Genomic DNA, 12,421 nt, shown 5'->3' with positions numbered 1-12,421 from the left:
GGTCGGGGCCGGCCCCGACCATGGCCGACGGGGGATCACGGCCGGCCGGGCGGCTCCGTGAGCCGCCCCACCCGTCAGCTGGGTAGCTGGGCGTCCAGGCGATAGCCGTCCACGGTGACGTAGACCTGGTCGCCCGGCCGGGCGTTCAGGCGCATCAGCACCGGCTGGAGGGAGTCGAAGACCGGATGGTCACGCCAGACCAGCACCACCGCGTTGTCGCCGGGGCCGGTCACCGACAGCAGCGTGCCGGGACGCATGCCGAGCTGGGTGGCGTATCCCTCGGGGACCGCCACCGGGCCGCCCCGTAGGTGCTCGCTGGTCACCTCGATCCGCTGCCAGCGGCTCGGATCGGTGGCCGGGGTGGTCGGCGGGTGCATCGGGGCGCGCTGGCTGGTGATGAGGTGGGGCCGGGTGTTGCCGCCGGACAGGGCCGACAGCGCGGCCAGCGCGGTGCGGGGATCGATGGAGTTGGCGTTCACCTGCGGGATCGGCTGGCCGCCGCGGTGGTGGTGGCCGTTGGCTCCCGGCGTGCGGCGGGGGAGCTGCTTGCCGCCCTCGGGGGAGGCGTCCTGGACGGTCTCGTCCCGCGTGGCGCTGGTGGCGAGCGCGTCCAGCCAGGCCTGCGCGGAGTGGGTGCGGATGCCGAGCTGGTGCTCCATGACCGCGACCATGTCGGCGTCGACGGGTTTGCCCGCCAGTAGTTGCCGGGTGCGGTCGCGCAGGCCCCCCAGGTCGCCGACGACGAGCCAGCCGTCCTGGAGCCGCCTGTCGGGCATGAGCGTGACCAGCACCCGCCAGAGCGGGGTGCGGAGCGTGGGGACCTCGACGGGGTGCGCGGGGTCGGCGCCGATGAGCTGGTCCTGCGTGGCGGCGGCGCCCAGCCACTCGGTGAGCCCGAACATGTGGCCGGTGAGCGGTGCGGACTCGGAGGAGCGCAACCAGAGCAGGATGCGTTCCTCGGCGGCGCGCTGGGCCATGGACAGCGCGTCGCGGTCGGCGTTCAGCTTGTGCGCCAGCGCCCGCAGGCTGATCGGGTCGACGGCGAACAACCGCTCCACGGCGACCGCGCGCTCCAGCGGGCCCCAGTCGCGGAACATGTTGTCCACCAGGCGGACCAGCGGGTAGTCGTTGAGATTGACCTGGCGCTCGGCTGCCGGCTCGGCGGCCGGAGCCTGCTGTGCGGCGGGGACCTGCTGCGGTGCGGCCGGAGCCTGCTGTGGTGCGGCGGGGACCTGCTGCGGTACGGCCGGAGCCTGCTGTGGTGCGGCGGGGACCTGCTGCGGTACGGCCGGAGCCTGCTGCGGCACCACCGGGACCTGCTGCTGCGGCGCCTGCTCCGCCGGCGCCTCCGCGGGCTGCTCGGTGATCATCGGGATCCGGCTGAGAACCTCGTGGAACATCGCGGTCACCACGACCTCGGGAGCGGCGGCTGCCGAGGGGCCGCCGAGGTCTCCGGTGGTCAGGCGGCGCAGCCGGGACCAGCCGCCCAGCCCGGTGAGGGCCGAGCGCGCGGGCTCGGACCAGCCGGGCAGGGTGGGATCGACGGTGTGCACGTGCAGCGCGGGCAGCACGTCGCTCAGCGGCAGGTGGTCCCAGCGGGACACCGAGAGCCGGGCCAGCCGGTCGCAGACCCAGTCGAGCCCGGCGACGCCGAGGGCCTTGGGCAGGGTGACCGAGGACCACCAGCCCGCAGGCAGGCGGGGATCGGCCAGGGCTTCGGCGATCTGCTGTGGCCGGCTCCAGCGCAGGGCCGGAACCAGATCACTCAGGCAGATCGATGACTCGGCATCCATCGGCGGACCGCAACCTCCCCAAAGTGACGCATGTGGCTAATGGTGCAGCCTACGCCGCAAGCTATCAATTGGTGTTAAGAGGGTAAAGCTGGTCCGTACCCAATTCGGACGCGAGGATGCGGGGCCGGCCGCCTATGGCTGTCACAGCCTCGGCTCCGGCCCGGCGTCCCGCGTCCAGCGCGGCCTCGTCGTCGGCCCCCCTCAGCAGGGCGGTCAACAGGCCGGCGGCGAACGCGTCCCCCGCTCCGGTCGAGTCAACCACCTCCGTGGCGATTCCGGGAACCCGAGCGGTCAACTTTCCGTCCTTCGCCATCAGAGCGCCCTGGGAACCGAGTTTCACCGCCGCCGCGCCGTACCGGAGGCTCAGCCGTTCGGCGGCCCGCTCGGCGGAGCTCTCACCGGAGAGCAGCAGAGCCTCGTCCAGGTTCGGTATGATCAGCTGGGCGGCCAGGGTCTCCTGGACGAACCGTTCGGGGCCGAAGGCGCGCAGGGGGCCGGTCGAGGCCGGATCGACGCTGATCGTGACGCCGCGCAGGGTGGCCTCGGCCATGGCCAGCCGGGAGAGCTGCAGTCCAGGCTCGGCGAACAGCGTGTATCCGGACAGATGCAGGTGACGGACCCCGTCGAGCAGGGCCGCGTCCCAGTCGTCGACGCCGATGTGCCCGCCCGCGCCCCGGTTGGTGAGCATGGAACGCTCCCCGCTCGTGTCGACCATGGCGATCACCACCGCGGTCGGGCGGTCGGGATCCATCCGCAGGTGCGGCCGGACCCCGACGCGCCGCAGCTCGGCGGCGTGCCACTCGCCGGTGTCGAAGCCGACCCGGGTCAGGATCCGGACGTCGGCGCCCAGACGCGCGGCCCAGGAGGCCGTGTTGGCCCCCGAGCCGCCCGGGCGCAGCACGATGTCGGCGGCGGTGTCCGTGCCGAGGGCCAGCCCGGTCAGGGCCGGCCCTCCGTGGAGTGCGACGACGTCGGTGACGACGTCGCCGATGACCAGCAGGCCCGTTCGGGTCACGACTTCCTCAGTTTCCCCGGCTCCACGACGCCGCGATCTGCCCGGCTATCCGGACGTTTCCTCGTACGGCGGCCAGATTCGCCTCAAGCGAGGCGCCGTCGGTGCCCCTCACCAGGTACTCCAGGAGGAACGGGGTGATGGCCTGGCCGGTGACCCTCTCCCGGTCGGCGGCGGCCAGGGCCTCGGCGAGGACCCGGTCGTGCAGGGCAGGGTCGAGCTGCTCGGCCACCGGCACCGGGTTGGCCACGATCAGCGCGGTCTCCGGGCCGCCGAGCGCGTCCTGGGCCCGCATGATGTCGGCGGCCTCGGCCGGGGTCTCGATCCGCCAGTCGATCGGCTCGCCGGAGGTGTGCAGGTAGAAGCCGGGGAACTCGTCGGTGCGGAAGCCCACGACGCTGACCTCGCGGGTCTCCAGCCGCTGCAGGGTCCCCGGGACGTCCAGAATGGACTTCACGCCCGCGCAGACCACGGTGATGCGGGTACGGCTCAGCATGTCGAGATCGGCGGACTCGTCCTGGCTCTCGGCCCACCCGCGGTGCACGCCGCCGAGACCGCCGGTGGCGAAGATCCGGATACCCGCCCGGGCGGCCAGGAACGAGGTCGCCGAGACCGTGGTCGCTCCGCTGGCCTTCAGCGCGACGGCGGCGGGGAGGTCGCGGAAACCCAGCTTGCGCAGGCCGGACTCGGTGGCGATCCGCTTGAGCTCACGCTGGTCCAGGCCGATGTGCGCGACGCCGTCCAGCACCGCGATCGTCGCCGGCACCGCCCCCGCCTCACGGACGATCTCCTCCAGCTCCAGCGCGACCTCGAGGTTGCGGGGCTGGGGCAGGCCGTGCGAGATGATCGTGGACTCGAGTGCCACGACCGGGGCGCCCTGCGCCAGTGCCTCGGCCACCTCGTCGGAGGGCCGGAGCACGTTGTCGATGGGCTGCTGGGTGGTACGCATGAGCGGGTTCTGTCTCCTCGTCCGGACCGGATGGTCACCCTTTTGGAGCGATGTAAATGGGTTTCCCTGGTTCAAAGGTGCACGTTACGGGGGTTGTCAGGAGACGTCCACTCGAAGATCAGCCGATGATGACCACACCCAGCAGTGAGATCACGCCGATGACCGCCGTGGCCACCCCGCCCAGCAGCAGGGACCGGCCGCCGCGCACCAGCTCCCTGAGGTTGACGCCTGTCCCCAGCCCGAAGAGTGCGGCTGCGAGCAACACTCCTGTCACCTCGGGTAGCGGCCGGGTCACCTCGGCGGGGATCAGGCCCGTGCTCCGCGCGATCACCATCGTGAGGAACCCCGCCACGAACAGGGGCATCACCGGCGGGCGCCGGCCGGCACCCGCGGCCGTGGAGCCCGTCCCGGCACCCGCGGGCGTGCCCGTCCCGGCCCTCGCCGCGTCTCCCGGCGTGTCCGCGTCCCCCGGCGTGTCCGCGCCTTCCGGCGTGTCCACGTCTCCTGATGGGCCCGGCCTGGCCGCGACGCCGCCTTCCGTGACCGCGGTCCCGGGAGCCCCGGACGGCCGGGTCGCCGCGCCGCGCCGCAGCGTGACGGAGGTCAGTGCCACGATCGGGGCCAGCAGGACGACCCGGGCCAGCTTGACCACCACCGCGCTCGCCAGCACCCCCGCCCCGGCGGCCGCCCCGATGGCCGCCACCTGGGCGACCTCGTGGACCGACGCGCCGGCCCACACGCCGAACTGGTGCGGCGTCAGGCCGAAAAGCCGCGCGAGCAGCGGCAGCGCGACGATCGTGGCGCTGCCGTACAGGACGACCACGCTGACCGCGCTCGCCACGTCATCGTCGTCGCTGTCCGCCACCTCGTGCATGGCGGCCACGGCCGCGGCCCCGCACACGGAGACCCCGGTCGCGATGAGCAGCGACCTGCGCGGGTTCACCCCGATCCGCCCGCCGATCCACCGCGTGGCGAGAAACGTGCCACCGGTGGCGGCGGCGATCACCATGAGCGCCCGCCAGCCGAGGGCCAGCACCTCCGGCAGGGCGATCTGCAGTCCGAGCAGCACGATCGCCAGGCGGAGCAGCCGCCGGCCCGCGAACCGCAGTCCCGGGCGGAGCGACCGGTGGAATCCGCCGAGGTTGGTGAGCGCGACCCCGCAGGCCACCGCGATGACGGCCGCGCTCGTCCCGGGGACGGCCCGGCTCAGCGACGTCGACAGGGCCACCGCGACGGCCACCACGCCCAGGCCGGGCGCGAGGGCGCCGAGCTCCGCCGCCGCCCGCCGTACCGGGCCGGGCCGGGGAGCGGTCGGGGCATGCCTGTCCGTGAGGTGTCCGGAGGGGCCGGTGAACGGGAGGAAAGCCATGATTCGAGTGTTGCCGCAGGTCGGCGCGGCCAGTAGCCGTCATCTCCCTGGAAGGTCATAGCCTAGGGCTATGAGCGAGCTGCCCGACCTCGGGTCCCTGCGGTTGCTCGTCGACGTGGACCGCCTGGGCAGTCTCGGCCAGGCGGCCCGGGCGGCGGGCATCGCCCAGCCGTCGGCGAGCAAGCGGATCGCGCTGCTGGAACGCCGTCTCGGGCTGCCCCTGCTGGAGCGCACCCCGCGCGGCTCCACCCTCACCCCGCAGGGCGTGATGGTCTCGGCCTGGGCCGCGCAGGTGCTGGCGGCGGCCGAGGAGCTGATGCGCGGGGCGGAGGCGGTGCGGCACGGCAGGGCGGCCCACCTGCACATCGCGGCCAGCATGACGGTGGCCGAATACCTGCTGCCCCGCTGGCTGGGCGAACTGCAGAACCGGGAGCCTCAGGTCCAGGTCGGACTGGACGTGCAGAACTCCGCCGAGGTGGCCAGGCTGGTCGGAGGCGGGATCGAGCTCGGTTTCGTGGAGGGGCCCTCGGTCCCGCCGGGGCTCGTCTCCCGGGTGGTGGCCACCGACCGGCTCGTCGTGGTGGTCGCCCCCGGCCACCCCTGGGCGCGCCGCCGTACGGTGCTGCTGGCCGCCGAGCTCGCCGCCACCCCGCTGGTCGTCCGCGAGCGCGGCTCCGGCACCCGCGAGACCCTGGACCTGGCGCTGAACGGCCATGCCGCCGCGGCCCCCCGGCTGGAGCTGGGGTCCAACGCCGCGGTCAAGGGCGCCGCGGGCGAGGGCGCCGCCCCCGCCGTGCTCAGCGGCTACGCCGTCGAGGCCGAGCTGGCCACCGGCCGCCTGGCCGAGGTCACCACCCGGGGGATCGACCTCGAACGCCGCCTGCGCGCGATCTGGCGGCGGGGCCGCACGCCCACCGGCCCCGCCGCGACCCTCCTGAGAATCACCCTGTCCACGGCGGCGAGCGAGCGGGGGCCCCGGGCCGCTCCGGCCGCGGGCCGATCCGCACCATAGACCGATTTGTCGAGTTCGCTATATGGTGCGGCGCATGGTGTCGATTGACGTCTCGTGTGTGCCCCGTCCAGATCCGCACTGGCAGACCGGCCTCTGACCTGGGCGGATCCCTTCTCGCCCCGTCACGCCCGCACCTGACCCCTGGATGTCCCCGTGTCCCGTTCCCGCCATGACGCAGTGATCATCGGAGGCGGCCACAACGGCCTGGTCGCCGCCGCCTACCTCGCCCGCGCGGGCCGCAAGGTCCTCGTCCTGGAACGCCTCGGGCACGTCGGCGGCCTCGCCGTGTCGGCACAGGCCTTCCCCGGCGTCGACGCCCGGCTCTCGCGCTACTCCTACCTGGTCAGCCTGCTGCCCGCCAAGGTCGTGGCCGACCTCGGGATCAAGGTCGAGCTGCGCCGCCGCCGCTACGCCTCCTACACCCCCGCCGGGGACACCGGCCTGCTGGTGGACAACGGCGACGCCGGCCGCACCGCCGCCTCCTTCGCCCGGGTCACCGGAGGCACCGCCGAGCTGGAGGCGTGGCGGCGCTTCTACGCGATGACCGCCGACGTCGCCGAGCGGGTCGCGCCCACCCTGCTGGAGCCGCTCATGGACCGTGCGGCGATGCGGGACCTCGTCGGCGTGCAGGCGTGGCGGGAGCTGTTCGAACGGCCGATCGGCGAGGTCGTGGACGAGCGGTTCGCCGACGACACCGTGCGCGGCGTGGTGCTCACCGACGCCCTGATCGGCACCTTCGCCGACCCCTGCGACCAGGGCCTGCTGGCCAACCGCTGCCTGCTCTACCACGTGATCGGGGACGGGACCGGCGACTGGAACGTCCCGGTCGGCGGCATGGGCGCGGTCTCCGGAGCCCTGGCCGGAGCCGCGCGCGCGGCCGGAGCCGAGATCCTGACCGGAGCCGAGGTCGTCGCCGTCGACCCGTCGGGCGAGGTCACCTTCCGCGACGCGGACGGGGAGCACACGGTCCGGGGCGAGCGGATCCTGGCCAACGTGCCGCCCGCCGTGCTCGGCCGCCTGCTGGGAGCCGGCGAGCCGGCACCCGAGGGCGCCCAGCTCAAGGTGAACATGGTGCTGTCCAGACTGCCCCGGCTCAGGGACCCCGACGTGGACCCGGTGGCGGCTTTCAGCGGCACGTTCCACATCAACGAGGGCCGCGACCAGCTCGCCCGCGCCTACGCGGAGGCGGCGGCCGGGCGGATCCCGGAGCTGCCCCCTGCCGAGGTCTACTGCCACTCCCTCACCGACCCGTCCATCCTCGGTCCCGGCCTGCGCGCCGCCGGAGCCCAGACGATGACCCTCTTCGGCCTCCACATGCCCGCCCGGCTGTTCCGCGAGGACCCGGCCGGGGCGCGCGAGGCCGCGCTGAGGGCCACGCTGGCCTCGATCGACCGGGTGCTCGCCGAGCCGATCGAGGACTGCCTGCTGCGCGCCCCCGACGGACGTCCCTGCCTGGAGGCCAAGACGCCGGTCGACCTGGAGAACGAGGCGGGCCTGCCGGGCGGCCACATCTTCCACCGCGACCTGTCCTGGCCGTTCGGCGAGCCGGGGAAGTGGGGCGTGGAGACCGCCTTCGAGCGCATCCTGCTCTGCGGCGCGGGCGCCCGGCGCGGCGGCGGCGTCAGCGGCATCCCCGGCCACAACGCCGCGATGGCACTGCTGTCCTGACCGCCGCGGGCCGGGCACGGACATGGCCGAGGGCGTTCATGGGGCTCTCATGGTGAGGCTCTAGCGTTGGGGCATGGGTGACGGTGAGGCGGCGCGGGTGCTGGTCGTGGACGACGAGCCCGCGCTCAGGGAGGCGCTGCAGAGCAGCCTGGAGTACGAGGGGTACCGGGTGGGCCTGGCCTCGGACGGGCTGGGCGCGCTGGAGGCCCTGGAGCGCGAGCCGTATGAGCTGGTCCTGCTCGATGTGATGATGCCCCGCCTCGACGGGCTGACCGCCTGCCGCAGGCTCCGGGCCGCCGGCAACCACGTGCCGGTGCTCATGCTCACCGCCCGCGACGCCGTGGGCGACCGGGTGTCGGGGCTGGACGCGGGGGCCGACGACTACCTGGTCAAACCGTTCGAGCTGGACGAACTGCTGGCCCGGGTCAGGGCGCTGCTGCGGCGCGGCGCCCTGACCGCGCCCGTCGCGGCCGACGAGGACGGCGTGCTCCGCTACGGCGACCTGCGGATGGACACCGCCAGCCGCGAGGTCACCCGCGCGGGCGAACCGCTGGGGCTGACCAGGACCGAATACCTGCTGCTGGAGCTGTTGATGGTCCACCCCCGCCAGGTGCTCACCCGTGAGCAGATCCTCAGCGAGGTGTGGGGCTTCGACTTCGAGCCGTCCTCCAACTCGCTCGACGTCTACGTCATGTATCTGCGCCGCAAGACCGAGGCCGCCGGGCGGCCCCGGCTGATCCACACCGTCCGGGGCGTCGGCTACGTGCTGCGGAGCTCCCATTGAGGGGCCGCCGCTCCCTGCGTTCCCGGCTCACGGCCCTGATCACGGTGGCGGTGGCCCTCGCCATCGCGGCCTGCGCCGGGACGTGCTGGCTGATCGTCCGCGACGAGCTCTACGACCAGGTGGACCGGACGCTCCAGGGCCACCCGAGAGGAGGGCCGCCCGGGGATGGGCCCCCGAAGGAGCGGGACCTGTCCCGGGTCCTGGAGCTGTGCGCGGCAGGGCGGACGTCCCCGGCCGGCGGCGACGGGCTGCGTCCCTTCCTGCCCCTGGTGCAGGTGGTCTACCTGGACGGCCGGCAGTGCGTGCTCGGCCCGACGGCGGTCGTGGTGACCAGGGCGGACAGGGCGGTGGCGGCGGCCGGGCCCGGTGACGCAGGGCTGCGCAACGGCGTCACCGACGAGGGCGAACCGGTGCGGGTGCGGACCGCGAACGTCGCGCCCGGCGTCGCGATGATGGAGTCACGGTCGCTGACCCAGACCGAGTCGACGCTGACCTGGCTGGCCGGGATCCTGTCGGGGGTCGCCGCGCTCGGGGTCCTGGGCGCGGCCCTGGCGGGCCTGCTCATCTCCCGTACGGCGCTGCGCCCGGTCGGCCGCCTGACCGAGGCGGTGGAGCACGTCGCCAGGACCGAGGACCTGGCCACCAGGATCCCGGTCGAGGGCACCGACGAGATCGCCAGGCTCGGCGCCTCCTTCAACGCGATGACCAGCGCGCTGGCCGGGTCCCGGGAGCGCCAGCGGCGGCTGATCGCCGACGCGGGGCACGAGCTGCGCACCCCGCTCACCAGCCTGCGCACCAACATCGACCTGCTGCTGCGCAGCGAGAACACCGGCCGCCCGCTCGCCCCGGACCCCAAGCGCAGGCTGCTGGGCAACCTCAAAGCTCAGTTCGAGGAGATGTCCACGCTGGTCGGGGACCTGCTCCAGCTCTCCCGCTCGGAGGACGAGCACGAGCCGTACGTCGAGGTGGCCTTCCACGACGTGGTCGAGTCGGCCGTGCGCCGGGCCCGGCTCCGCGCCCCCGAGACCCCGATGGAGGTCGGCCTCGGGCCCTGGTACGTCCACGGGGACCAGGCCGCCCTGGAACGGGCGGTGGTGAACCTCCTGGACAACGCGGTGAAGTTCTCCGCGGGCCCGGTGGCCGTACGGCTGCGCGCCGGTGAGCTGACCGTCCGGGACCGGGGGCCGGGCATCCCGCAGGACGAGCTGCCGTACGTGTTCGACCGCTTCTGGCGGTCCTCCTCCGCCCGGAGCATGCCCGGCTCCGGGCTGGGACTGGCCATCGTGGCGCAGGCCGTACAGGACGCCGGGGGAGAGGTCGCCCTGGAGAACGCCGCGGGCGGCGGGACCCTGGCCAGGGTGCGCCTGCCGGGCTCTCCCCATCGCAGCTGAGAAGATCGCCCGAAATCCTCTTGTATCTAGTCATTCCCATGAGCGTCCGGCCATCCTGGAGGCTCTTCGGGTTTCTCACCGGCCGTTAATGATCGCCTCAGGTTCACTCAAGATCCCCCGGCGAGCCTGAGGGCATGAGACATCCGAGTCGTCACTCATGGGGGGAAGCGTGAAGCAGTTGACGGCACCGCCACGTACCCGGCTGGTCGAGATCGTGGTCCCCGTGTACAACGAGCAGCGGGTGCTCGCCGAGAGCGTCCGCCGCCTCCACGCCTACCTCGCCGGCACCTTCCCCTACGGCTTCCGCATCACGATCGCCGACAACGCCAGCACCGACGCCACCTGGCGGATCGCCACCGACCTCGGCCGTGAGCTGTCCCACGTGCGCGCCGTCCACCTGGACGCCAAGGGGCGGGGACGGGCGCTGCGCCGCGTCTGGTCCGAGAGCGACGCCGACGTGGTCAGCTACATGGACGTGGACCTGTCCACCGACCTGGACGCCTTCCTGCCGCTGGTGGCCCCGCTGCTGTCGGGCCACAGCGACCTGGCCATCGGCACGCGGCTGTCCAGGGGCGCCAACGTGGTCCGCGGGCCGAAGCGGGAGCTCATCTCGCGGTCCTACAACCTGCTGCTCCGCTCGGCGATGGGTGCCGGCTTCTCCGACGCCCAGTGCGGGTTCAAGGCCGCCCGCACCGAGATCGTCCAGGCGCTGCTGCCCGCGGTCGAGGACGAGGAGTGGTTCTTCGACACCGAGCTGCTGCTCCTCGCCGAGCGGCACGGCCTGCGCATCCACGAGGTGCCGGTCGACTGGGTGGACGACCCCGACAGTCGGGTGGACATCGTCAGGACGGCCGCGGACGATCTGCGGGGGATGGCCAGGGTGGCGCGGAGGACCCTGTCGGGCGCGGCCCGGATCCCGGTGCCGCCACGGGTCCAGAAGGCCCGGCTGCCCAACGGCATGGCCCGGCAGCTCCCCAGTTTCGCCGTCATCGGCGTGATCAGCACCCTGGCGCACCTGGCCCTGTTCGTCACCCTGCGGCTGGTGGTGCCCGCCGTGGTCGCCAACGGCCTGGCCCTGCTCGTCACCGCCGTGGCCAACACCGCCGCCAACCGCCGCTTCACCTTCGGCGTCACCGGCCGCGCCGGAGCCCTGCGTCACCAGCTCGAAGGCGGCCTGGCCTTCCTCATCGGCCTCGTGCTCAGCACCGGCGGCCTGGCCCTGCTCGGCCACCTCGTCCCCGGGGCCTCCACCGCCGTCGAGCTCGCCGCGGTCGTCGCCGCCAACGCCCTCGCCACGCTGGTCCGCTTCCTCCTGCTCCGCGTCTGGGTCTTCAACCCCCGCCGCGCGAAGGAGGGCGCCCGATGACCTCCCGCGTCCCCGGCCCGTCCGTTCCCTCCCCCGCCGTCTCCGATCAGGGGCCTGCGCCCGCCGGCGCGGCCGTCTCCGATCAGGGGCCTGCGCCCGCCGGCGCGGCCGTCTCCGGCCAGGGACCTGGGCCCGCCGCCGGCCCGATGCCCCCGGACGGCCGTGCCGCGCCCCCCCGCCACGGGGTCTCCTCCGACGACGGCGCCGGCGCGGCGAGGAGCCGTACGGCGGGGACCGGCGCCGCCGTACGGCGGGCGGTCCTCGGCACGCCCGGCGACCCGCGCTGGGCGCGGCCCGGCCTGTGGGGGGTGCTCGCGCTGGCCGCGGTCCTCCACCTGTGGGCCCTCGGGCGCAACGGCTACGCCAACGACTACTACTCCGCCGCGATCCTGTCGGGCACCCAGAGCTGGAAGGCCTTCTTCTTCGGCGCCCTGGACGCCGGGTCGTTCATCACCGTGGACAAGCCCCCGTTCGCGCTGTGGGTGATGGGGCTGCCGGCGAGGGTCTTCGGGTTCGGGACATGGAGCATGCTCCTGCCCCAGGCCCTCGCGGGCGTCGCCGCCGTCGCCGTGGTCCACTCGGCCGTACGGCGGGCGCTGCCCGGCACGCCGGGCCATGCCGCGGGGCTGCTCGCGGCCCTGGTGATGACGCTGACCCCGATCACGGTCGCGATCAACCGGGACAACAACCCCGACACCGTCCTCGTCCTGCTCCTGGTCCTGGCCGCCTGGTTCTGCCAGGAGGCGATCCGCACCGGCCAGATGCGCACGCTCGTCCTGTCGGCCGTCCTCGTCGGCCTGGCCTTCAACACCAAGATGCTCCAGGCCTACCTGGTGCTCCCGGCCTTCACCCCGCTCTACCTGGCCACGGCCCCCGGCACGGTGCTCCGCCGCCTGGGCCGCCTGCTCGCGGCGGGCGTCGCGCTGGTGGTCTCCAGCGCGTGGTGGATGGCGATCGTGGACCTGTGGCCCGCCTCCGACCGTCCCTACATCGGCGGCAGCACCGACAACTCCGTCTGGGACCTGGTCATCGGCTACAACGGCCTCGGCCGGATCTTCGGCGCCGGCGGTGGCGGGC

At 73.8% G+C, this 12,421-nt stretch carries 10 protein-coding genes; 6 read left to right on the top strand and 4 right to left on the bottom strand.

The window, feature by feature from the left end:
- Positions 1-74: 74 nt before the first annotated feature.
- From CA984_RS37145 to CA984_RS37130, 4 genes are all read right to left on the bottom strand, one after another.
- Positions 75-1,793, bottom strand: a complete 1,719-nt coding sequence (locus tag CA984_RS37145) for a hypothetical protein (protein WP_086578078.1) — start codon at positions 1,791-1,793, stop codon at positions 75-77.
- A gap of 64 nt (positions 1,794-1,857) precedes the next feature.
- Positions 1,858-2,808, bottom strand: a complete 951-nt coding sequence (locus CA984_RS37140; RefSeq protein WP_086578077.1) for a carbohydrate kinase family protein — start codon at positions 2,806-2,808, stop codon at positions 1,858-1,860.
- Between the two features lie 7 nt (positions 2,809-2,815).
- Positions 2,816-3,754, bottom strand: a complete 939-nt coding sequence (locus CA984_RS37135) for a pseudouridine-5'-phosphate glycosidase (protein ID WP_086578076.1) — start codon at positions 3,752-3,754, stop codon at positions 2,816-2,818.
- Between the two features lie 118 nt (positions 3,755-3,872).
- Positions 3,873-5,123: a YeiH family protein gene (locus CA984_RS37130; RefSeq protein WP_086578075.1), complete on the bottom strand. Its 1,251-nt coding sequence runs from the start codon at positions 5,121-5,123 to the stop codon at positions 3,873-3,875.
- Positions 5,124-5,193: 70 nt separating this feature from the next.
- On the opposite strand from CA984_RS37130, the gene CA984_RS37125 reads away from it, so the two are divergent.
- The 6 genes from CA984_RS37125 to CA984_RS37100 all read left to right on the top strand — a co-directional run.
- Positions 5,194-6,135, top strand: coding sequence for a LysR family transcriptional regulator (locus tag CA984_RS37125; RefSeq protein ID WP_086578074.1), 942 nt, complete (start codon positions 5,194-5,196; stop codon positions 6,133-6,135).
- A gap of 177 nt (positions 6,136-6,312) precedes the next feature.
- Positions 6,313-7,803, top strand: coding sequence for a phytoene desaturase family protein (locus CA984_RS37120; protein WP_242676387.1), 1,491 nt, complete (start codon positions 6,313-6,315; stop codon positions 7,801-7,803).
- A 73-nt stretch (positions 7,804-7,876) separates the two neighbouring features.
- Complete coding sequence (locus CA984_RS37115; RefSeq protein ID WP_086578072.1) at positions 7,877-8,587, top strand: response regulator transcription factor; 711 nt, start codon at positions 7,877-7,879, stop codon at positions 8,585-8,587.
- On the top strand, positions 8,584-9,978 hold the full coding sequence (locus tag CA984_RS37110; RefSeq protein WP_086578071.1) for a sensor histidine kinase: 1,395 nt from the start codon (positions 8,584-8,586) through the stop codon (positions 9,976-9,978). Before CA984_RS37115 ends, CA984_RS37110 begins: the two co-directional genes overlap by 4 nt.
- Before the next feature lie 157 nt (positions 9,979-10,135).
- A complete protein-coding gene (locus CA984_RS37105; RefSeq protein ID WP_086578070.1) occupies positions 10,136-11,344 on the top strand; it encodes a bifunctional glycosyltransferase family 2/GtrA family protein in 1,209 nt (402 codons plus the stop codon).
- A partial coding sequence (locus tag CA984_RS37100) for an ArnT family glycosyltransferase (protein WP_133061888.1) occupies positions 11,341-12,421 on the top strand: 1,081 nt, incomplete at its 3' end. The genes CA984_RS37105 and CA984_RS37100, both read left to right, overlap by 4 nt.

The organism is Streptosporangium minutum (assembly GCF_002149035.1).
GTDB classification, from domain to species: Bacteria; Actinomycetota; Actinomycetes; order Streptosporangiales; family Streptosporangiaceae; genus Streptosporangium; species Streptosporangium minutum.
Note: the sequence above shows the minus strand (reverse complement) of the source record. Positions and strands in the feature narration are given on the sequence as shown.